This is a genomic window from Sanguibacter sp. Z1732 (assembly GCF_051020515.1).
Taxonomy (GTDB): domain Bacteria; phylum Actinomycetota; class Actinomycetes; order Actinomycetales; family Beutenbergiaceae; genus CALKWS01.
The window spans coordinates 3,750,966-3,771,265 of sequence record NZ_CP194857.1 but is presented as its reverse complement, the minus strand read 5'-3'; the positions used below and the strand labels follow the sequence as shown (position 1 = coordinate 3,771,265).

21 protein-coding genes are annotated in these 20,300 nt (G+C 67.4%); 5 read left to right on the top strand and 16 right to left on the bottom strand.

Annotated features, from left to right (window positions below):
* The first annotated feature begins 72 nt into the window (after positions 1-72).
* Positions 73-627, top strand: a complete 555-nt coding sequence (locus ACRRRO_RS19590; protein WP_424797655.1) for a hypothetical protein — start codon at positions 73-75, stop codon at positions 625-627.
* A 54-nt stretch (positions 628-681) separates the two neighbouring features.
* On the opposite strand, the gene ACRRRO_RS19585 is transcribed toward ACRRRO_RS19590, so the two are convergent.
* Positions 682-1,488 (bottom strand): hypothetical protein, encoded by an 807-nt coding sequence (locus tag ACRRRO_RS19585; protein ID WP_424797656.1) that lies wholly within the window; start codon positions 1,486-1,488, stop codon positions 682-684.
* Positions 1,489-1,895: 407 nt separating this feature from the next.
* On the opposite strand from ACRRRO_RS19585, the gene ACRRRO_RS19580 reads away from it, so the two are divergent.
* From ACRRRO_RS19580 to ACRRRO_RS19570, 3 genes are all read left to right on the top strand, one after another.
* Entirely contained in the window at positions 1,896-2,600 is a 705-nt protein-coding gene (locus ACRRRO_RS19580; RefSeq protein WP_424797657.1) for an alpha/beta fold hydrolase, read from the top strand.
* 283 nt (positions 2,601-2,883) lie between these two features.
* Entirely contained in the window at positions 2,884-4,038 is a 1,155-nt protein-coding gene (locus ACRRRO_RS19575) for a glucose-6-phosphate dehydrogenase (protein WP_424797658.1), read from the top strand.
* Positions 3,980-4,285 carry a hypothetical protein gene (locus ACRRRO_RS19570; protein WP_424797659.1) on the top strand — a complete coding sequence of 102 codons (306 nt, stop codon included), beginning with the start codon at positions 3,980-3,982 and terminating at the stop codon, positions 4,283-4,285. Before ACRRRO_RS19575 ends, ACRRRO_RS19570 begins: the two co-directional genes overlap by 59 nt.
* Positions 4,286-4,390: 105 nt before the next feature.
* Here the strand turns inward: ACRRRO_RS19570 and ACRRRO_RS19565 are convergent, their stop codons facing one another.
* The 10 genes from ACRRRO_RS19565 to ACRRRO_RS19520 all read right to left on the bottom strand — a co-directional run bounded on the left by ACRRRO_RS19565 (position 4,391) and on the right by ACRRRO_RS19520 (position 13,732).
* On the bottom strand, positions 4,391-6,331 hold the full coding sequence (locus tag ACRRRO_RS19565; RefSeq protein WP_434081609.1) for a glycosyl hydrolase family 65 protein: 1,941 nt from the start codon (positions 6,329-6,331) through the stop codon (positions 4,391-4,393).
* Positions 6,332-6,406: 75 nt separating this feature from the next.
* Complete coding sequence (locus ACRRRO_RS19560; protein ID WP_434080734.1) at positions 6,407-7,351, bottom strand: HAD-IA family hydrolase; 945 nt, start codon at positions 7,349-7,351, stop codon at positions 6,407-6,409.
* Positions 7,348-8,376, bottom strand: coding sequence for a DMT family transporter (locus ACRRRO_RS19555; protein ID WP_424789320.1), 1,029 nt, complete (start codon positions 8,374-8,376; stop codon positions 7,348-7,350). Before ACRRRO_RS19555 ends, ACRRRO_RS19560 begins: the two co-directional genes overlap by 4 nt.
* Positions 8,377-8,387: 11 nt before the next feature.
* Complete coding sequence (locus ACRRRO_RS19550; RefSeq protein ID WP_424789321.1) at positions 8,388-8,537, bottom strand: hypothetical protein; 150 nt, start codon at positions 8,535-8,537, stop codon at positions 8,388-8,390.
* A 59-nt stretch (positions 8,538-8,596) separates the two neighbouring features.
* On the bottom strand, positions 8,597-9,649 hold the full coding sequence (locus ACRRRO_RS19545) for a type II glyceraldehyde-3-phosphate dehydrogenase (protein ID WP_424797661.1): 1,053 nt from the start codon (positions 9,647-9,649) through the stop codon (positions 8,597-8,599).
* Between the two features lie 52 nt (positions 9,650-9,701).
* On the bottom strand, positions 9,702-9,995 hold the full coding sequence (locus ACRRRO_RS19540; RefSeq protein WP_424797662.1) for a DUF4193 domain-containing protein: 294 nt from the start codon (positions 9,993-9,995) through the stop codon (positions 9,702-9,704).
* 15 nt (positions 9,996-10,010) lie between these two features.
* Positions 10,011-10,289, bottom strand: coding sequence for a metal-sensitive transcriptional regulator (locus ACRRRO_RS19535; protein WP_424789323.1), 279 nt, complete (start codon positions 10,287-10,289; stop codon positions 10,011-10,013).
* A gap of 64 nt (positions 10,290-10,353) precedes the next feature.
* Positions 10,354-11,268 carry an HAD-IC family P-type ATPase gene (locus ACRRRO_RS19530; RefSeq protein WP_434080733.1) on the bottom strand — a complete coding sequence of 305 codons (915 nt, stop codon included), beginning with the start codon at positions 11,266-11,268 and terminating at the stop codon, positions 10,354-10,356.
* Positions 11,178-13,478, bottom strand: a complete 2,301-nt coding sequence (locus ACRRRO_RS19525) for a heavy metal translocating P-type ATPase (protein ID WP_434080732.1) — start codon at positions 13,476-13,478, stop codon at positions 11,178-11,180. The genes ACRRRO_RS19530 and ACRRRO_RS19525 overlap by 91 nt, the downstream gene beginning before the upstream one ends.
* 5 nt (positions 13,479-13,483) lie before the next feature.
* Positions 13,484-13,732, bottom strand: a complete 249-nt coding sequence (locus ACRRRO_RS19520; protein WP_424797664.1) for a heavy-metal-associated domain-containing protein — start codon at positions 13,730-13,732, stop codon at positions 13,484-13,486.
* Positions 13,733-14,120: 388 nt separating this feature from the next.
* On the opposite strand from ACRRRO_RS19520, the gene ACRRRO_RS19515 reads away from it, so the two are divergent.
* On the top strand, positions 14,121-14,927 hold the full coding sequence (locus ACRRRO_RS19515; RefSeq protein ID WP_424797665.1) for a prolipoprotein diacylglyceryl transferase: 807 nt from the start codon (positions 14,121-14,123) through the stop codon (positions 14,925-14,927).
* Between the two features lie 189 nt (positions 14,928-15,116).
* On the opposite strand, the gene ACRRRO_RS19510 is transcribed toward ACRRRO_RS19515, so the two are convergent.
* The 5 genes from ACRRRO_RS19510 to ACRRRO_RS19490 form a co-directional block, all read right to left on the bottom strand.
* Positions 15,117-15,353 (bottom strand): ATP-binding protein, encoded by a 237-nt coding sequence (locus ACRRRO_RS19510; protein ID WP_424797666.1) that lies wholly within the window; start codon positions 15,351-15,353, stop codon positions 15,117-15,119.
* Between the two features lie 62 nt (positions 15,354-15,415).
* Complete coding sequence (locus tag ACRRRO_RS19505) at positions 15,416-16,129, bottom strand: response regulator (protein WP_424797667.1); 714 nt, start codon at positions 16,127-16,129, stop codon at positions 15,416-15,418.
* A gap of 125 nt (positions 16,130-16,254) precedes the next feature.
* Entirely contained in the window at positions 16,255-16,851 is a 597-nt protein-coding gene (locus ACRRRO_RS19500; RefSeq protein WP_424797668.1) for a M15 family metallopeptidase, read from the bottom strand.
* Between the two features lie 72 nt (positions 16,852-16,923).
* Positions 16,924-17,799: a pyruvate formate-lyase-activating protein gene (pflA, locus tag ACRRRO_RS19495; protein ID WP_424797669.1), complete on the bottom strand. Its 876-nt coding sequence runs from the start codon at positions 17,797-17,799 to the stop codon at positions 16,924-16,926.
* Positions 17,796-20,057, bottom strand: a complete 2,262-nt coding sequence (locus tag ACRRRO_RS19490; protein ID WP_424797670.1) for a formate acetyltransferase — start codon at positions 20,055-20,057, stop codon at positions 17,796-17,798. The genes pflA and ACRRRO_RS19490 overlap by 4 nt, the downstream gene beginning before the upstream one ends.
* Positions 20,058-20,300: the final 243 nt, after the last annotated feature.

The window sequence follows — 20,300 nt, the reverse complement described above, 5'->3', positions numbered from 1 at the left end:
GCGGAACTGTGTACAGCGAGCAAAACCGGCGAGTCCTCGTCACCTGATGCGTACTGTGCGAAACTCAGGTGCATGACGCGGCATCGCCTTCTGGGCGTACTTGGGGCAGCGGCCCTCGTCGTGTCCGCTGGGTGCTCGTCGCAGGTTGACGAGGCACCGGAGGAGGCGCCGACCACTGAGCAGGCGGCCACCGATGGCGAGACGGCGGAATACGAAGAAGGCATCCTCGACCGGCTGGCCGAGGAGCAGGCCAGCGCGCGTGCCGAGGCCGAAGCGCAGCTCACTGTGCGCGGTGGCCTGGTACTCACACCGGACGTGTCCCTCGTGACTGATGATGGGGACTGCCTCCCGTTGATCCCCCAGCAGAGCCTGCACGACCGAGTCACCGATCTGATGGACGAACCCCAGGTGCAGATTTTGGACGCCTCCGGATCAATTGTGGGAACTGCCCAGATGGAGCAGAGGCTCTCCAGCACCGGCGATGCTTGCATGTTCTACTTCGAGACGCGGGTGTCACGGGGCGGCGGCTACTACACCGCAACGGTGGAGTCGTTTACGACTGATGCCGTCGCCGAGAGTGACGCGGAGGACGGCGAGATTTTGCTCGACCTCAATGACGATCTCTGATCGCCACGTTGCAAGCCGCTCCGCTTGCCGGGGTGCAGCCGTTTGAGGATCGGCTTATGAGGCGCCGGGAAGGTTCGGTCGCGGGGAGTAGAAGTCAAGAAGGGCTTCCGACTCGCGGATTGCCGCCTCTAGTTCTCCGCGTTCCGGAGCGGCACCTCGGTGCACCGCACGGTTACGCGGCCCCGCCAGACGGTCCGCGATGCGGGGGATCCGGCTCTTCGCAACCGGCTGGAGAGACTCAAGTAGCTTTACCAGGCCTACGAGCCCATTCGCAGACTGAATGATCGTTTCGGAAGCGGCGTCTCCGACGTCGCCCAAGAGTCTGCGAACGGCTGCGGCGAGCCCGGTTTCGGCCGCCGTTGTCGCGTCGATCAGAGAGCGGCGGAAATCTGTCCACCTCGCACGCAGCCACAGTTCCCACTCGAGCGGAAGTTCGATCCCCTCTGATGCGTTGGCCGCGGCGGCAGATGCAGTTGCGTAGTGGATCGCTTCCTGAGACCCGTGGAAGGTCACACGTGGGAACGGAGGGGACCAGCCGGTGCGGATAGCGGGACGGGAATCAGCTGAGAGCTGCATCTGACCTCTAGTTCCCGACGCGCGCTCCTCGGCCATCACGATCCGCTGGCTGCTCCACAACTCCAACCATCGACCAAACAGAGCGAACCAGGTGTCGAAATCAGCTCCGAATAAAGCCGCGTGCTCTGCCTCCTCCGTACCGTCGCCCTCGGCTCCGCGCCATGACGCACGGATCCCGATCGCGCGCATCCACGACGCGAGGGGAGGAGGATAGTCGGGTGCCGTGGCACCGAAGCCCATGTAGCCCCAACCATGCTCGCCCAGAGTTGCAGACAGGTCGTCCATTCCCGCAGGGGGCCCCAGGCGGTCGACGCCGGTACTTGATATCTCGCGAGGCAAGGTCGGGAATGACAGTTCGACATCAGTTCCACCGATCCTCAGGTCAAGAAGGACCCGTCCGACGCAGTCGCCTGCGACGAGCACCGCGCGCGGAAGTTCGACAGCGCCCCTCATAGTCACGTCCACAGTCGCATGATGGCTTGCGTAACGACGCCCAGCCATGCTTCCAACGTCCACGACCTTGCTCACTCTCCGGCGCGGTGAGGACGTTTCCTCGACGGCGGCGCTGGTGTCGTCCGGCGGAGGATCCTCAAGCGGGCGCGGGCAATTCAACCGAGAGTCGTTACCTTCTCCGTGCAGTCGGCCGTTGGCTACCCCGCTCGGCATCGCCACGTCATGGGAGGGTGGTCCCCATGGAGCTGCATGCTCGTCAATGGGGCCACGGAGCGCGCCTAGCGATCCTGCTGCACGGGATGATGGGGTCATCGGGCAGTTGGAATCGCGTCGGTCCGGTGCTCGCGGCTCGAGGCTATCGCGTCCTGGCGTTCGACCTGCCGGGCCACGGCCGATCCCCTCGGGACCCCAACCTCACTATTGACGGCGCAGTCGCCGCCGTGATCGAGACGTCTCGCCACCATTCAGCAGTGGCGCCGACGTTGGCCATCGGCCATTCGTACGGGGGAACGATTCTCGCAGCCGCCCTTGAACAGCTCCGGCCCGAGAACGCGGTGATCGTGGATGCCCCGACCTCGGCTCGTGGCGGCCGCGACCGCGACGAGGCACACGCCGGCTACGCGCAAGAGGCGAGAGTGCGCACGTTTGACTGGCTGCGGGCCACCCGCCCCTACTACAGCGAGGCCGACGCCCGCACTGAGGCCGAAGCCGCTGCACTCTTTGACCCAGCGACTGCGGCCGCCGTCTCTGCGGCCGCCGGTGGCTCCTGGCCCTTGCCCGCTGGGGCCGTCGTCATCCGCCCGGAGCCTAGTCTGTACGTTCCCGACGAGACCGTTGCCAGCCTTGAACGCTCAGGTGTTGTGGTCCGAGGAATTGCCGGTGCGGCACACACCATCTGGTACAGCCACTTCAACGAGTTCATCGCTGAACTCCCCTTGATCTGACTGCATTCGAACCAGTTACCCTCGCCCGGGTTCAGACTGTGCCCGGTCGAGGATCCTCCTGCGGTGAGGGTGCTTGGGGATGAGCCGAGGTCCGCAAAGGTGCTGCTGTGACTTCGAGGGCGAGCGCTACTGCGTCTGCTGCGGGCGCTGCGCCGAATTCGACGCCGACCCGCAGGCCTACACCACGGCAACCTGAGCGTTCCGCCGGTATCTTTGACGGAGGTCTAAGTTGGAATCGTTATCACCGCCCGGGAGTGCGACCGGAACCACTCAGTCTGTGATCGTGGTGTTGTTCGGTGCCACTGGTGACCTGGCTCACCGCATGGTGATGCCGGCCCTGGTGGAGTTGCACGAGCGCGGATTGCTGCCCCAGAGGTGGCGCTTGATCGGCTGTTCCACAGACCGGTTGGATGAGGAGGCCTTCCGTGCCCGGCTGAGGGATTCCCTGCTGGGCAGCGAGTTGGGTCTGCCCGAGGACTGGGACCAGGTATGCCTGCGGGTCGGCTACGCGGGCGGGGGGTTCACCGATGACGACCCCGGTGCACTGCCTGAGGTTCTCGTTCGCGCGCGGCGTGAGTTAGCGGCCGAGGGCGGCGGTGAGCCGTTGGTCGTGCACTTTCTGGCCGTGCCACCGGCGGCGTATCCGGTGATTACTCGGGGGCTGGGACGTCATGGCTTGGCGGTGGGCGCCCGGGTGGTCTTCGAGAAACCCTACGGCAGGTCGCTGGCAGACTTTGAGTCGTTGGACGCGCTGGTGAAGAAGGTGCTCACCGAGGAGCAGGTCTTCCGCATTGACCATTTCCTCGGCAAGCAGGCGGTGCAGGCCATCTACGCGTTGCGCTTTGCGAACCGGCTGTTCGGCTCGCAATGGGATGCCCACGGGATTGAGCAGGTACAGATCGACGTGCCCGAGGACCTCGACGTCGCCCAGCGGGCTGGGTTCTACGACGCTACCGGCGCGGCGCTGGACATGCTGGTCACCCATCTGTTCCACGTGGCCAGCCAGGTGGCGATGGATCCGCCGGCGGACGTGCAGGACCCGGAGTCGGTTGTGGCCGCACGGGATGCGGTCATCGGGGCGTTCCGGCCACTGGATCCGGTCAGGGACGTCGTGCTGGGGCAGTTCGAGGGCTATACCGATATAGCCGGGGTGGCGGCTGGTTCCGGGCAGGACACGTTTGTCGCTGCCCGGCTGTGGATCGACACCGACCGGTGGCGGGGCGTCCCGTTCGTGCTGCGCACCGGCAAGCGCATGGCTCGCAAGGCCCAGCGAATCACCTTGATCATGCGTCCGCCCCAGGGTCCTTTTGGGCGCGGCCGTCACTGGGCGCAACACGATCGAGATCGACTTCAGTGGCCCCGGGGCCTTTGCTGTCGGTGTGACTGTCAGCACCCCCGGACCGGGTCGGGCGTTGAGTTTCGCGCACACCGAACTTGACTTGGCTGAGGTGCCGGGCGGGGAGCCGATCTCCGCCTATGCCTCCTTGCTCCACGATGTTCTTGTCGGGGACCGTTCGCTGTTCACCACCTCCCATTGCCTGCGGGCGGCCTTCACCGCCTTCGCGCCGGTGCAGGGCCCCCAGCGCCCGCCCCCGTTGCCTTACGCGCTCGGCTCGTGGGGGCCGCAGGAGGCTGAGCGTCTCACGGGTCCGCACGGGTGGATGCTCGAGCGCCGCGCACGCTGACCGCTCAGGGGACATGAGTGATCGCGCGGCGGTGGCGCCACGTGGCTCGGTGTTGGTGTCGCTGGCGTTCGAGACTGTCCACACCCCGGCCAGACAACGCCAGAGTTATTCAGATAGGCCGGACAACCGAGTCACCGCGGCGCCCGGGATCCCAGAGAAGCGCTGGGTGGTGCCGGCTGGTAGGGCGCTTTCGTGCTCCCCGACTCGCAGTCGGATGTGTGGGTTGGCCGCGCACGGCTCGGCGGTGACGGTCAGGGTGTTCTCGTCGAGGATGATGTGGAGGCGTTGGCCGCGGTGCTGGATACGGAAGCGCATGGCGGGCAGTCCGGCCGGTAGTGCGGGGTCCAGGACAACGGTTGGGCCCTGGGTGTGAAGGCCCGCGAAGGACCGGATGAGGATGTCGATGGTGCCGGCCATGGCGCCCAGGTGGATGCCCTCTTGGGTGGTGCCGCCCTGGGTGTCGTCCAGGTCCGCGGCAAGGGCCTCACGGAAGGTGGCCCACCCGCGGGCAGGGTCTAGGCGGGCCAGGACCGAGGCGTGCACGACTCGGCTGAGGGTGGAGCCGTGCGCGGTGCGCGCGAGGTAGTATTCCACGGTCCGGGCCAGTACCTGGCGGGTGGTGGGGTAGCCGAGGCGGTGGAGCATGTTCAGCAGCCCGTCGGGTCCCAGGAGGTAGATGAGCATGAGGACGTCTGCCTGTTTGGCCAGTTTGTACCGGTTAGTCGCATCCCCTTCGGACTCCAAGATCAGGTCCAGGCGCCCGATGTTGCCGTAGGTGCGCCGATAGTGGTCCCAGTCCAACTCGGCGAGGGCTTCATAGCCGGCGAACTGGGCGATGAGGCCATCGGGCAGGAACGGCACGGCCAGGCGCCGGCTGAGGTGCTCCCAGGTGGTGGGCTCTTCTGGGGCGATGTCGAGACGGGCGTGTAGGTCGTCGCACTCGTGGCCGGCCACGGTCTGGAGGACGTCCAGTGCCCGCTGGCATACCCACGCCGCCAGGACGTTGGTGTAGGCGTTGTCGGTCAGGCCTTCGCCGGGCGCGTCGGGGTAGCCGTCGTGATACTCATCGGGTCCCATCACACCCCTGATGTGGAAGCGGTCGGTGCTGGGGTCGTGCGTAGCCAGGGCGGTGAACAGCCGTGCGACCTCGATGATCAGGTCCGCGCCGCGACGGGCGAGCCAGGTGAGGTCGCCGGTGGCCTGGTAGTACTCCCAGGCGTTGTAGGCGATAGCGAGGCCAACGTGGCGCTGGCGGTGGGAGTTGTCCGGCATCCACCGTCCGGAGCGGGTGTTGAACAGCATGACGGGGGTTTCCTCCCGCCCGTCGCTGCCGGACTGCCAGGGGAACATCGCACCGGGGAGTTCCGCCTGCGCTGCGGCGCGACGGGCGGCGTCTAGGCGACGCCACCGGTAGTCCAGCAGTCCGCGACTGACCTGTGGCAGGTGTGTGGTGAGCACCGGCAGGATGAACAGTTCGTCCCAGAACACGTGCCCGCGGTAGCCCTCTCCGTGCAGGCCGCGGGCCGGCACGCCGGCGTCCAAGTCGGCGGTGTGCGTGGACAGGGTCTGGAGCAGGTGGAAGACGTGCAGGTTGAGCACCAGCCGGGTCTGGGTGTCGGCCTCCAGTTCTATCCCGTAGCGGTCCCAAAGCCGCTGCCACGCCGCCACGTGTTCGTTGAGGAGCCCGTCGAACCCTTGCGGGGCGGCAGTCAACTCGCCCAGGGCCGCCAGCCGGGGCGAGGCGATCGCCGGGTCTTTGGACGTGTACACGGCGGCAACCTTGTCGATGGTGACCGGTTCACCGTCTGTGACCGGCACTTTGAGCACCAGGGAGTGCAGTTCGTGGTCGCGCTCGAAGTCTGCGTCCGGGATGCCCCCGTTGACGGTGGTACGGGCCGCCGTGGCGATGCGGACCTGGCTCTGGACGGTCTCCACCTCCACCAGAAGGGTGCCCGGCCCGGCCTTCTCGGCGCCGGTGGTGCGCAAATGACAGTCGGCCAACGCGGTGTACTCGGCGACGTTGCCGTTGCGGACACCAGCGTCGATGCCGGCGCACCTTCAGTATCCCGCTCCAGCCGTCGGGGACCATGGTCGTCTCCAGGGCCGTCAGGTGCGGCCGGGTCATAGAGACCAGGCGCCGCTGCCGCAGCCGCAGCCGCCGCCCCCGCCCGGGTCGGTGAGCACGGCGGTCCGGGTGAGCACACCGCGGCGCAGGTCCAACTCACGCCTCTCCCCGGACACGGTGAGGCCGCCGGTGGACCACCACGACTGCGCGCCCTGTGGGCCGAGGTCGAGGATCAGCCAGTTGGGGGCGTTGACCAGATGCTCGTCCTCCATCTGGCGACCATGGACCGAGGAGACGAGCCGGTTGTAGACACCGGCAAGGTAGGTGCCGGGATAGTGCACCCCGTCAGCGGCACGCTCCGGGGCCGCGCCCCGGGTGCCGAGATAGCCGTTACCCAAGGTGGTCAGTGCCTCGCGGTGGCCCTCGTGGGCGGGGTCGAAACCTTCGTATACGAGCGTCCAGGGGTCGGCGCGTAACGCACCCAGGTCGAGTTGGGCGACGTCCTCGACCACCAGGTGGGCCCCGGCGGCCTCCAGCTCGGCCCGCTGCCCAGCCCGGGCTATGCCCGCGACCAGGCTGAACCCGCCGGCGCGGGCCGCCTGGACACCGGCGACAGCGTCCTCCACAACGGCGACCTGGGCCGGGTTCACGCCCAGCTCAGCGGCTGCTGTGAGGAACATCGCCGGGTCGGGTTTGCCGGGCAGGCCCAACTCGGCAGCACGGTCCCCGTCCACGATCACGTCGAAGACCCCCGCCAGGCCAGCGGCCTCCAGCAGCGCGCTGGTGTTGCGGCTGGCGGTGACTAACGCGACCGGCACCCCACCGGCCCGCAGCCGGTTGAGCAGGTCCACGGCACCGGGGAAAGCCTTGGTTCCGTGCTCGGTGGCGGTGTCAGTCACTACCCCGTCTAGTTCGAAGATCACCGCCTCCTGCGGGGGGACCGCCCCGGTGGGGGCCGGTGCCGCCGGTGACGGGCTCGGGTGGGTCGTCGGGTGCGTCACGTTTCTCCTTCGGTTGGTAAGTCCGGTGCGGTGGCCATCTGGCGGCTGTCGGATATGCCCGGGCGCGGGTCTGGGACGAAGCCCACTTCTGGCGGGCCGGTGGTCTGCGCGGGAGTCGTGGTGCGGCGTGGTGGCCGCAGGGTAATCCACATGGCTGCCAGCACGGCGAGGAGCCCGGCAGCGGTCCACCCGCCCGGGCGTTCGCCCAGCAGGACGGCGGCCAGGGCGATGCCGAGGACGGGGGTCAGGAAAGTCCAGGTGGTCAGGGTGTCCAGTCGGCTGCGGCGGGCCTCGCCGAACCACGCCACCGTGGTCGCCGCGGTGCCCACCAGCGCCAGGAACGCCAGCGACACAACAAAGCGGGGGGTCCAGTTGATCACCGGAGCACCCTCCACGGCCGCGGCGAGGCCGGCAAGGGCCACCCCACCGATGAGGAGGTGCCAGCCGGTGGCCGTGACCAGGTCCAGTCCGACCAGACGGCGGGAGAGTAGGGTGCCGGCGGTCACGGCCACTGCCGAGAGCAGCGACAGGGCGGCGCCGCTACCCCCGCCGCCGGGCAGCGCGACCAGGACGAGCCCGGCGAAGCCGACGACCAGGGCGGACGTGGTCCGGGGGGAGAGTTTCTCCCCGTAGAGCCACCAGGCGGGCAGGAGGATCATCAGCGGCTGGGCGTTGGCCAGCACCGCGGCGGTGCCGGTCGCACCACCGGCAACCCCGGCGAACATGGTTGAGAAGGCGAGCGTGACGTTGACCAGCCCGAGGACCGTGATCAGCCCCCAGGCACGTGCGCTGCGGGGGGTCGGACGGCGCTGGATGGCTCCCAGGGCCACCAGTGCGGCGCCGGCGACCAGGGCACGCAGTGCGGCGTACCACAGCAGCGGGGCGTCGCGCAGGCCCCACTCGATCACCACGAAGCACGCCCCCCAGGCTGCGGTGATCCACAGCATCCGCAACGGCCGCGGCCGCTGCGGCACCGCTTCGGCTACCGAAGCGGCCGAAGCGGTGGTGCCAGAATGTACTTCCACGTCGACCCCGGTCAGCGGGTGCCGGCCGGCACCGGTGCGGTGGGCTTCGGCTCCCGGACGGCGCGCTGGGGTGCGTCCGGGGCTTGTTGGGCGGGCAGCCGGAGCCGTTTGAGCAGCAGAGCATTGATCGTGACGATGACCGTGGAACCAGTGGTGGTCATGATCGCCTCCTTCTCGGCCACACGGCCGTGATGTGCTGGGCGCCGAGCACCGGCTGGTGTCAGTCGGTCACGGGGACAGGGCTGGGGAGGAACTCGCGGCGCATCCCGAGGACTTCATCGGTCAGTGCGATCGACGTTGCACCGTCGGTGGCGGTCTGTGTCAGGGCCCGGATCGCGTCTATGGTCTCGGGGGTGACGATGGCCTCGTTGTTGACCTGGTAGGTCAGGTAGGCCTCGTCGCCCTCGACGGTCAGGACGTCCTCCCAGACTGCAACCTCCCACATATCACCGCGGGGCCGGCCTAGGTCGCCCATGAGTTCGACGGTGGTATTCAAGGCGGTTAGGCCGTCGGCCATGCGGATGAACGCGATCCTGGGTGCGCCCCGCAGGACGACCAGGACTTCCTCCCGGCTGGCCGGGCGGGTCAACTGCAGCGTCCAGAAGTGGTTGTGAGTCTGGGTGTGGGCCGCCTTGGCGGCCATGGTGACCACGTCCAACTTCGGCAGGACTGTGCGGGCGTCGGGACCCTGGTGGGAGGGGATGGAGTCCTCGGGGACCACGGTGTTCATGATGCCGCGCTGGTGGGACTGGCTGGGGTCGGTGGACCGCCTGATCAGCACCCCACGCGCACGGGCGAGCAGGCCCGCATCCTGCAGCGCGCCGAGCACGCGCACGATACTGGTGGTGTTGCAGGAGACCACCCGGGTGGCCTGCAGGCCTAGTGCTGTGTCGTAGTTTGCCTGGGCGACGAAGGAGTGCCCGGTGGTGGCGTGGGACTCCCCGCCTTGGAACACGGCCTTGACCCCGGCAGCGCGGTAGACCTCGGCGTTGGTGGCGGCGACCTTCTTGGGAGTGGTGTCTACCACGACATCGACCTGGGCCAGCAGTTCATCCAGGGTGCCGGCCATCGGCACCCCGGCCTGGGCCATGGCTGCACCGGCCTGTTCGGTGGCGGCAAAGACGGGGATGCCCCGCTCGGTCGCGGTACGCACTCGCCAGTCGGTGGCCACGTCCGCCACCCCCACCAGGTCCATGTCGGGCATGGCCCGCACCGCGTCGGCCACTCGTTTACCGATCACGCCGTAACCGTTGATGGCTACCTGAACGTTCATCTCAACTCTCCTTCGTTTCGTTCTTGTCATCATGCCTTCGATGGCCCCGCGGTCAGGACGCGCATTCGGCGCACACCGGCAGGCCAGCGTCGTGGTGGGCCAGTTGGCTGTGGTGGTGGACGAGGAAGCACCGGGTGCAGAGGAACTCGTCCTTCTGTGGGGGCACCACCGCCACGGCCAGCTCCTCACCTGACAGGTCCGCGCCGGGCAACTCATACTGCTCGGCTAACTCGGCCTCGTCGGCCTCCTCCTGGTGCGCCGGCGCTGCCCGGGTCAGCGCGGTCAGGGGCATCGTGTCGGGCCCATCCTCCTCGCGGGGGCGTGGGGCGTCATAGTCGATGGCCACGAACTTCCCCCTCCCTCAACTGCGGACCAGGCGGGCGATGGCATCGGAGGCCTCCTTGAGCCTGGCTTCCTGCTGGAGTTCGTCAACTTGTGCGGCGTCAAGCAGGCAGTGGGCCATGTGCCCCTCAAGCAGCACCAATGCCACGCTCTGCAGCGCCCGGGAAGCGGCCGAAACCTGAGTGAGGATGTCGATGCAGTACTTGTCGTCCTCGACCATGCGGGCGATGCCGCGGACCTGGCCTTCGATCCGGCGCAGCCGGAGCAGCAGGGCCCGTGTGTGCTGGTCGGTGGTCATCGTGATCGCCTCCCGGGATCTTCGTGGGCACCGGCGTGATGCCGGCGCCCGCGGGGTGTGTGGGTTAGGGAGCCAGCGAGGTGGCGTATCTGGCCGGGTCTGCCCGGAATGTCTGCGCGCAGTGGATGGAGCAGAAGTAGTAGGTGTTGTCCTCGTGCTCGGCGCTGTCGGCGGCGGATGCTGGGTCGATGCTCATCGCGCACACCGGGTCGGTGACCTGTGCAGAGTTGTTGGACATGGTGTTCTGCGTTCCTTGTTCGTCGTCGAGCCCAACCTCCACCACCGGGTCGGAGGCGGGGATGTTGGTGACCTCGGGGACAGTCGAAGGGGTGAAAGCGCGCAGGCGGTTGGCGTTGGCCACCACGGACAGGGAGGACAGTGCCATCGCGGCCGCAGCGATCATCGGGCTGAGCATCAGGCCCAGGGCGGGGTAGAGCACCCCAGCGGCGATCGGGATCCCCATCGCGTTATACATCCACGCGAAGACCAGGTTCTGCCGGATGTTACGCATCGTGGCCCGAGATAGGTCCACCGCGGTGACCACTCCGGACAGTGCCCCGGAGATCAAGGTGATGTCGGAGGACTCGATCGCCACGTCGGTGCCGGTGCCGATCGCCGAGCCGACGTCAGCTTGAGCCAGGGCCGGGGCGTCGTTGATGCCGTCACCGACCATGCCCACCACCCGGCCCTCGCCCTGCAGGCGCTTGACCTCGGCGGCCTTATGCTCGGGCATGACCTCGGCCACCACCCGGGTGATGCCAACCTGGCGGGCAATGGCCGCAGCCGTGGCACGGTTGTCCCCGGTCATCATCACCACGTCGATGCCACGCTTCTGCAAGGCGGCGATGGCGGCCACCGACCCGTCCTTGAGCGTGTCGGCCACGCCGATCACCCCAGCGAAACGCCCGTCGACGACGGCGAACATCGGGGTCTTGCCGTCCGCGGCCAAACGGTCCGCGGCGTCAGTCTGCGGCTGCACCCCGACACTGCCCAGCAGGCGCCGGTTACCAACGAGGACCTCCCGGCCCTCGACCAAGGCACGCACGCACGCTGCCCGGTGACCGAGTCGAACGAGGCCACCTCGGGAAGCCGCACGCCGCGGTCTTGGGCACCGGCGACGATGGCGCTGGCCAGCGGGTGCTCGGAGGAGCGTTCCACCGCCGCGACCAGGGTGAGCAACTCGATGTCGGTGAAGCCCTCGCCGGGCAGCACGTCGGTCAGGGCCGGGGCGCCCTTGGTGATCGTGCCGGTCTTGTCCAGCACCACCGTGTCGAGTCTGTGCGCAGTCTCCAGCGCCTCGGCCGACCGGATGAGGATGCCGGCGGTAGCTCCCTTGCCGGTGCCCACGGTGATGGACAGCGGTGTGGCCAGCCCCAGCGCGCAGGGGCAGGCGATGATGAGCACGGAGACCGCGGCGACCAGGGCGAAGATGAGTGCCGGTGAGGGGCCCACGAGGGTCCAGACCACGAACGCCCAGATCGCGATGAGGATCACCGCGGGCACGAAGTAGCTGGAGACCTTGTCCACCAGGCGCTGGATCGGGGCCTTGGACCCCTGCGCCTGGCGCACCAGGTTGATGATCTGGGCCAGCATCGTGTCCGCACCGACCTTGGTAGCGGCGTACCGGAAAGAACCGGTCTGGTTGATGGTGGCGCCGATGACCTCATCACCGGAGGACTTCGTCACCGGGATAGGCTCCCCAGTGACCATCGACTCATCCACCGTGGACGTGCCCTCCACCACCTGCCCGTCCACCGGCAGCTTCTCCCCGGGACGGACCACGACCACGTCACCGGCCACGACCTCATCGATAGGGATCTCCAGCTCCTGCCCGGCGCGCACCACCCGGGCGGTGCGCGGCTGCAGACCGATCAAAGTCCGGATCGCTTCCCCGGTGCCGGCCTTGGCCTTGGTCTCCAATAGCCGGCCCAGCAAGATCAGGGTGATGATGACCCCGACCGCCTCGTAATAGACCTCCCGGGTCTCCACGGGCAGCAGCCCCGGGGCGAACGTGACCACCAGGCTGTAGCCGTAGGCGGCGATCGTGCCGAGGGTGATCAGGGAGTTCATCTCCGCGGTGCGGTGGGACAGGGCTAGCCACCCGGTCTTGTGGATGGGCCAGCCGGTGTAGAACATCACCGGGGTGATCAGTGCCAACTGCACCCAATTGTTCATCAAGAAGTCCGGGACCCACGCTGCGGCGAAGAACTCCACCGCCATCACCGCCAGCACGACCGGCAGGCTCAACACGGCCCCCAGCAGCACCCGCCGGCGCAGGTCGGTGATCTCTGCGGCTCTCTCCTGCTCCTCAGCGTCCTCCTCCGGTGCTACCGGCGGTGAAACCGCCACCGGGGCCGGGGATTCGGCACCGGTGGAACCGGTGCCGGTGCCGGTGTCTGTGCCGGGTGGGTCACCGATCTCGAGGGCACCGTGCAGCATCCCCATCCCGCAGGTGAACTCATACCGCCCTTCGGCAAGGGCGGGAACGTCCAGGACAGTGCTGCCAAAGGCGGGGACGGCGACGTCCACGTCGAGTGCCGGGATGGTGAATCGCTCAGAGCACGCCCCACTCTCCTGCCTGACCAGGACCAACTGTGCCGGCACACCGGGCGCCAGTCGAAGCACCTGGGGGTGGTAGCCGCCACGGATCCTGACCTCGGCGACCTGCACACCATCCACCAGCTCCCCGTGCCCGACCTCGCCGCTCGGAGTGCCGTGGTGGTCCTGGATGCGCGGGGCCACCCCGCCGTGGTCATGGCCGAGCCGTTCGGCCACCGCAACTGCCGCGCGCCCGCCAGCGGACTCGTGGCCCGGCTCGCCCACGACCCGCACCCTGCCCTGGAGCATGTTCATCCCGCAGGCGAAGCCGTACTCCCCGGCGGAGGTGGGGGTGAACTCCACCGCGGTGACAGTGTTGGCCGGCAGGCCCTGGTTGATTTTGAACTCGGGGAACATCACCCGGGAGGAGCAGTCCCCGCCTTCTTGCCGGTCGAACAGCAACCGCACCGGCATCCCGGCTTGAACCTCGATGAGGTCGGGGCTGTAGCCGCCCCTGACGGTGACCGTCACTTCCTGCACGCCGCCGGCGACTTCGGCGCGGCGCGACTGCTTCGGGCCGAAGAAGTACCACACCAGCAACGCGGTCAACACAACACCGCCGACTATCACTGACCAATCGAGCACACTCATGACGATCACACCTCCGTAGATGCTGCTGACTCGGCAGCCGGGGCGGACAGGGAGAACCCGGTGTCCTCGACCGCGGCACGAACGGCCTGCGGCGGGAGGGCGGGGCTGGCGGTGAGCGCCAGACGCGACTCACCATCTCTGACCAGATCGAGCGCGGCGGTCCTCACACCGGGTAAGTTGCGCACCCGCTCCAGCAGCCGCGCCAGGCACACCTCGCACGTCAGCCCCCACACTCGATACACCTTCGTCTTCACAGTCCCACACCTCCTATACCCCTGCTGGGTATGCGTACCAGATAACCACCCGAATGTGTCCATACCGCCGAAGGGACGATGAAGAAACCATGAAGACGTGGTGGCGGTTGCTGCACGGCTTGAAGGAACGGGGGAGCGGTGCCTCCGGGCCACGGCCAGACCCCCATTCGAGAATTCAGAGCGAAGAACCTTCGAAGAAGCGACCGCCGCCCCGCGGTGGGAGGCGCCGAAGGGCTCGAGGGCCTGGTGGGCGCAGTCGCGCGGCAACTCGCCCGTGACTACTCAAAGCGGGCGTTCAGTGTCTTCAGCGAACCTTCATCCAACGGCGCAAGTCTTCTTCGTGAACGTCGGTCATCGTGGTGTGAAAGACACCGCCGGCGGAGCGGTGATGCGTGACACGAGAAGTGGGGAGAGCATGCGTCCGGAATTGTTCACGATCCTCGGGATCGATGTGCAAAGTTACGGAGTGAGCAAGGCGGCCGCTGCCCTGGTGGCTGCGTGGTTGCTGGGTCGGGCCTTCGAACGGCGGGGGCTGAAGAAGGACTCCGCTCACGCGCTGGTGCTGTGGGCGACGCTCTGGGGGTTCGTCGGCGCGAAGATCTACTACCTGCTCGAACAATATCCCGCCATCACCGTGCACGACCTGGGCGGGATGGGCTTCACCTGGTACGGCGGACTGGTGGGGGGCGTCATTGCGGCCCTAGTCGTCATTCGGCGCCACCAGTTACCGGTGGACATCGTCGCTGGGGCGGTCGCCGTCCCCTTGACGGTGGCGTACGGCATCGGCCGACTGGGCTGCTTCGTCAGTGGTGATGGAACCTACGGGCGTCCCACCGATCTGCCGTGGGGGATGGCCTTCCCCTCCGGCGTGGTCGCCACAGATGTGCCTGTCCACCCCACCCCGCTGTATGAGGCGATCCTGGCAGCGGTTGCCGCCGCCGTCCTGGTGGTGCTTGTCCGGCGGTGGGCGCCCTTGGCAGTCTTTGGGGCGTACCTGGGCCTGTCGGGCCTGTCACGTTTCCTGGTGGAGTTCCTGCGGACCAACGACCCGGTCATCCTTGGCCTGACACAGCCCCAGTTGTGGGCCCTGGTCAGCATCGCCGTCAGCATCGCGCTGATTGTTCGCAGCGGCACTCATCAGTGGTCTGCAGACCACGTGGTCCCCGAGCCGGGCGTGCCTGAACCCGTCAGGTGACCGGACCGGGACAGGCAGGAGGACCCGTCATGGATATCGGCGTTTGGATACCGCTTCTCGCGATCTGCCTGGTCTTCATGGCCCTTGGCATGTGGGCCATCAGAGCTCTCTTTCCCGGCGCCGAGGCACGCGACGAGACGCGATCGGCTCCCGAGTTGCCCGATCAGGATCGCCAAGGAGAGCGCGCCGTCAGGTTGAGCGGGGCTGCGGCCGGTTCGAGGCGACCAGGGACAGTTCGACGGTGAAGACAGCGCTGTGGTCTGGGCCTGCGCTGTCCACGGTCACGGTGCCGCCGTGGGCTCGGACGATGGAGTGACTGATGGCGAGCCCGATTCCTGCCCACTCGTAGGCGCGGTCCCAAGCCGCCTCGGCGCGGTAGAGGCGCTCGAAGAGATACGGTAGGTGCCGCAGCGATCCGGCTGCCACCGACAGCCTCAGGGTGGCCAGGAGCCGGGCGCCGAGACCCCACCGACCGCGCGGTGCGGGGATCACTCCCCGCGGCCCATCCGGTAGCCCACGCCCCGCACCGTCCTGATGAACTTTGGCGCCGAGGCGTCATCCCCGAGTTTTCGCCGCAGTTGCGCGATGTGGACATCGACCAAGCGCTCATCACCCACCCACCCCGGTCCCCACACTGTCTCGATGAGTTGACGGCGCGAGAAGGCCATGTTCGGGCGCTCCGCCAGCGCCGCGAGGACGTCGAACTCAGTGCGGGTCAGCCCTACGGGCTCCCCCTCGATGTATACCTCCCGGCTCAGGACATCGATGCTCAGCGAGCCGAAGGACACGCCCGCCCCGCGCGGCCCGGTGTCCTGGCGTGGGCGACGCAGCATGGCCCGCACCCGGGCGACCAACTCACGCGGACTGAAGGGTTTGGTGACGTAGTCATCGGCGCCCACCGACAGCCCGATGAGTTTGTCCACCTCCTCCGCCCGAGCGGTGAGCATGATGATGTAACAGTCGGAGAAGGTGCGTACCGCGCGGCAAACCTCGACACCATCTGTTCCCGGCAGGCCGAGGTCGAGCACGATCACGCCGGGATGCCACTGGCGAGCCCGCTGGATCGCGTCGCTGCCGTCACCAGTGACCTGTACCTCGAAACCGTGCTGTTCCAGGTAGTTCGCGACCAGTCGTGCCAGCGGTGGCTCATCGTCTACGACAAGTACTCGGGGCAGGTTCACGTCAGAAGGTTCCGAATTCATGTCCTTCATTCTCGCGGTCGGCGCAGGTATTGGTCCCAGGCTCGCGGGCAGTCATCCGCAAGCGTTACCGGCGCGTGCAACACCCAGAGTGTGGGCTGAAATCGGCGGGTACCGGATCTCCGTATTTAGGAGGGTTGGAATGCCCAGTGCCAGGGCTCGCGCGGGGTGTCCTCGACGAATCCGAACTGTGCGGCGTTTGTGCGCATCCATGCTTGCGCCGGTGCGTTCAGGTCGAGGTCCACGGCCATTCCCCAGCCGTGTTGGCTGGTGCCCGGCCTGGCGCCCAGGCCGCCCTCGGAGTACAGGCCCTTGCGTCGAACGACGTCGACCTGCACGTCGTAGGGGCGGTAGGAGTCGGTGACGCCGATGGTCACGCCGTCGGCCGCAGCCGCCGTCAGCAGTTTCTCGAAGGACTGGGCGGCGGGTGCCCACAGTCTGTGGCCGGTGTTGCCCACTGGTTCGAGAGCGTCTCGAGGGATGCGGCCGTTTCCGTAGGCCGCGAGATCGACCGGTATGCCGTCGGTATTGACCTGGAACCCAGATGGTCCAAGGTTGGAAGATGCTGCGGTCACAGTCGGGGTCGTGTCGGCGACGGCGTTGGCGAGGACTTCGGCGAATGATGCGGCAGGTGCTGCGGAGGGCTGCACGCGTGGGGCCGCGACCGAGCCGAGGGTCGCCTCGATCTGCGCCACGCGATGAGAGATGGCGAGGATCCCGTCCACCGTCCTCCGTTCGTCGTCTACTCCCTCCTATCGGCCTGCATCCGCTCCTCGTTAGCGAAACCGGCTGACTACTCAGTACGTGGTCAGGCCGTGGGCCCGGAACTGCTCGCGCGCCCGCTCGGTCATTTCTGGCGACGGCGGCTCGGTGTCCGCGAGTGTGTAATCCAGGCCCAGGGCGGTCCACTTGTCCCGGCCCATCTGGTGGAACGGCAATACCTCGACCCGGCTCACGGTGTCCCATCGGGCCGCGTGGCCGGCCACGTTATCCACGTTCTGGGCAGCATCGGTCAGCCCGGGCACCAGCACGAAACGCACCCAGATCTCCACCCCGGCGCCGGCCAGCCGATCGCCGAACTCAAGCGTGGGCGCCAGTGACGCGCGGGTCACCCGCTCATAGGTCTGTTCATCACCGGACTTCACATCCAGCAGCACCAGGTCGACATCGCCCAGCATCGCCTCCGTGCAGGCCGTGCCGAGGTACCCGGAGGTGTCGATCGCGGTATGAACGCCCATCTGCTTGGCCCCGGCCAGGATGCGGGCCGCGAACGCCGACTGCATCAGCACCTCACCGCCGGAGAGGGTCAGCCCACCGCCCGTGGCAGCGAAAACCTTGCGGTACCGGCGCACCAGCGCGAGTACGTCGTCGGCCATCACCGCGTGCCCGTCCTCCATCCGCACGGTGTCGGGGTTGTGACAGAACTGGCAGCGCAGCGGGCACCCGGCAAGGAACACCACCAGTCTCGTGCCCGGCCCGTCGACCGCAGTAGACAACTCCCAGGAGTGCACCGAGCCCAACTCGCCACTGCGCATTGCCGCGAAGCGCTCACCGTGTTCCAATGCCGACTCAGGCAGCCCGGCCAGGCCGGCGCCGGCCAGCCGCTGCCGTGGGGCCATGAAGCCCTCGTCGCCCGGCAAGGCTGCACCGCGCGAGCTTTTCAGGGTCGTCATGACGAGGAGTGGAAGGTGCGGGACAGCACATCGAGTTGCTGCTCACGGGTGAGTTTGACGAAGTTCACCGCATAGCCCGAGACCCGGACGGTCAGGTTCGGGTAGTTCTCCGGGTTCTGCATCGCATCGGTCAGGGTGTCCTTGTTCAGCACGTTGATGTTCGCGTGGAACAACCCTGAGCCGAACCCGGCGTCCAGCACCCCGGTCAGGTTCGCCACCTGCTCGTCCTTGGTCTGCCCCAGCCCGGAAGGGGTGATCGTGTTAGTCAGGGAGATCCCGTCCAGCGCATCGCCGTAGGGGAGTTTGGCCACCGACAGCATCGAGGCGACCATCCCATGGGTATCCCGGCCGTTGCCGGGGTTGGCACCGGGGGAGAACGGGGTACCGGCCTGGTGCCCACACGGGAAGGAGCCGGTGGCCTTGCCGTAGACCACGTTGGAGGTGATCGTCAGCACCGACTGGGTGGGCACCGCGTCACGGTAGCGGGGCAACCCGCGGATCTTGTTCATCACCGTGGTGACCACCCGCCGGGCGATGTCATCTGCCAGATCGTCGTCGTTGCCGTAGCGGGGGAAGTGCCCTGTCGTCGGGTAGTCGGTGATCAGCCCGGTCCGGTCGCGCACGGGGGTGACCTGGGCGTACCGGATGGCCGCGAGGCTATCCGCCACGATCGACAACCCGGCGATCCCGCAGCCCAGGGTGCGCACGATCTCGCTGTCGTGCAGGGCCATCTCGATCGCCTCGTAGGCGTACTTGTCGTGGCTGTAGTGGATGATGTTCAGTGCCTCGACGTAGGTTTCAGCCACCCAGCCGAGCATGGCGTCGAACTTCGCCCAGACCTCCTCGAAGTCCAGTGGTCCGGTCCCGGCCACCGGTTCGAAGCCGGGCACCACCTGCTGACCGGACCTCTCGTCACGGCCACCGTTCAGCGCGTACAGCAACGTCTTGCCGATATTCATCCGGGCACCGAAGAACTGCATCTGCCGACCGATGCGCATCGCCGAGACGCAGCAGGCGATCGCCGCGTCGTCACCGAAATGCTCGCGCACGTGGGCATCGGAGATGTACTGCAGCGAGGACGTCTCCACGCTGATCGCTGCGGCGAAGTCCTTGTAGGCCGACGGCAGCGACTCGTCCCACAGCACCGTGATGTTCGGCTCCGGTGCCGGGCCCAGGTTGCGCAGGGTCTGCAGCAGCCGGAACGAGGTGCGGGTGACCATGGTCCGCGTGTCCTCACCCAGCCCGCCGTCGGTCCAAGTGGCCCAGTAGGGGTCGCCGGAGAAGACCTGATCGTAGGCTTTCGTGCGCAGGAACCGCACGATCCGCAACTTGATCACCAGGGCATCGATGAGTTCCTGGGCCTGGCTCTCGGTCAGCACGCCCGCGGCGATGTCCCGGGCGATGTAGATGTCGAAGAATCCCGACAGCCGCCCGAAGCTCATGGCCGCGCCGTCCTGGGACTTGATCGCCCCCAGATAGGCCAGGTAGGTCCACTGCACCGCCTCCCGGGCATCGGCCGCAGGGCGGGTCAGATCGAATCCGTACTGGGTGCCGAGCGTGATCAACTTGCGGAGGGCCTTGATCTGCTCGGCGTGCTCCTCCCGGGACCGGGCCCACTCCTCGGAGAATCCATCTCCGTCCCGATCCGCTAGCGCCTGGGTCTTCTGCGCGATCAGCGCATCGACACCGTACAGGGCCACCCGCCGGTAGTCACCGATGATCCGGCCGCGCCCGTAGGCGTCCGGCAGCCCGGTGATCAGGTGCGCCGTACGCGCCGAGCGGATCCGCGGGGTGTACATGTCGAACACCGCGTCGTTGTGGGTCTTGCGGTATTTGGTGAAAATCTCCTTGATCCGCTCATCAACCTCGCCGCCGGCCTCACCGATCGCGGTCTCCACCATCCGCCAGCCGCCGGCCGGCATCATCGCGCGCTTCAGTGGGACATCGGTCTGCAGCCCGACGATGACGTCATCGTCGGCGCTGATGTACCCGGGAGCGAACGCGTCGATGTCCGCCGGGGTGGTGGTGTCCACCGCATAGACCCGCCGCTCTAACTCCACCGACAGGTAGTCGCGCTCCAGGGTCTCCCAGAGATCACTGGTCTTGGTGGTGGGACCGGCCAGGAACTCCGGCCCGTCGTGGTACGGCTCGTAGTTACGGGCGAGAAAGTCGCGCACGTTGATCGTCCGTGTCCACGGCCCCTCGGCGAACCCACGCCACGCGGGCTGGAGATCGGGCTGGACGTCGAAGGTCGTCATGGTGTCACATCCCAAAGTGGTCGTATGCCTCCAGGCTACGGGCAACGGAGAGCAAAGGCCTGGGACTAACGGCCCGCGACAACCGCGCCCGACGCAAACAGCCGATGGGGCACGAAATTCCCCACGGGGTACGGCTTGTGTGCCAGCGACCCGTTCTCCGTGCAGTCTGCGAAGCCGAGCACCCGCGTCGTTGTAACTAGAAGGTTCGTCTTCGGTGGATTCATACGGGTGGCATAAGTTGGA

Excerpts from the sequence above, each read along its gene's own strand:
- ACRRRO_RS19590 (WP_424797655.1), top strand. The coding sequence starts at position 73 with ATGACGCGGCATCGCCTTCTGGGCGTACTTGGGGCAGCGGCCCTCGTC.
- ACRRRO_RS19585 (WP_424797656.1), bottom strand. The coding sequence starts at position 1,488 with ATGGACGACCTGTCTGCAACTCTGGGCGAGCATGGTTGGGGCTACATG.
- ACRRRO_RS19580 (WP_424797657.1), top strand. The coding sequence starts at position 1,896 with ATGGAGCTGCATGCTCGTCAATGGGGCCACGGAGCGCGCCTAGCGATC.
- ACRRRO_RS19550 (WP_424789321.1), bottom strand. The coding sequence starts at position 8,537 with ATGACCACCACTGGTTCCACGGTCATCGTCACGATCAATGCTCTGCTG.
- ACRRRO_RS19545 (WP_424797661.1), bottom strand. The coding sequence starts at position 9,649 with ATGAACGTTCAGGTAGCCATCAACGGTTACGGCGTGATCGGTAAACGA.
- ACRRRO_RS19535 (WP_424789323.1), bottom strand. The coding sequence starts at position 10,289 with ATGACCACCGACCAGCACACACGGGCCCTGCTGCTCCGGCTGCGCCGG.
- ACRRRO_RS19525 (WP_434080732.1), bottom strand. The coding sequence starts at position 13,478 with ATGAGTGTGCTCGATTGGTCAGTGATAGTCGGCGGTGTTGTGTTGACC.
- ACRRRO_RS19515 (WP_424797665.1), top strand. The coding sequence starts at position 14,121 with ATGCGTGACACGAGAAGTGGGGAGAGCATGCGTCCGGAATTGTTCACG.
- ACRRRO_RS19505 (WP_424797667.1), bottom strand. The coding sequence starts at position 16,129 with ATGAATTCGGAACCTTCTGACGTGAACCTGCCCCGAGTACTTGTCGTA.
- pflA (WP_424797669.1), bottom strand. The coding sequence starts at position 17,799 with ATGACGACCCTGAAAAGCTCGCGCGGTGCAGCCTTGCCGGGCGACGAG.
- ACRRRO_RS19490 (WP_424797670.1), bottom strand. The coding sequence starts at position 20,057 with ATGACGACCTTCGACGTCCAGCCCGATCTCCAGCCCGCGTGGCGTGGG.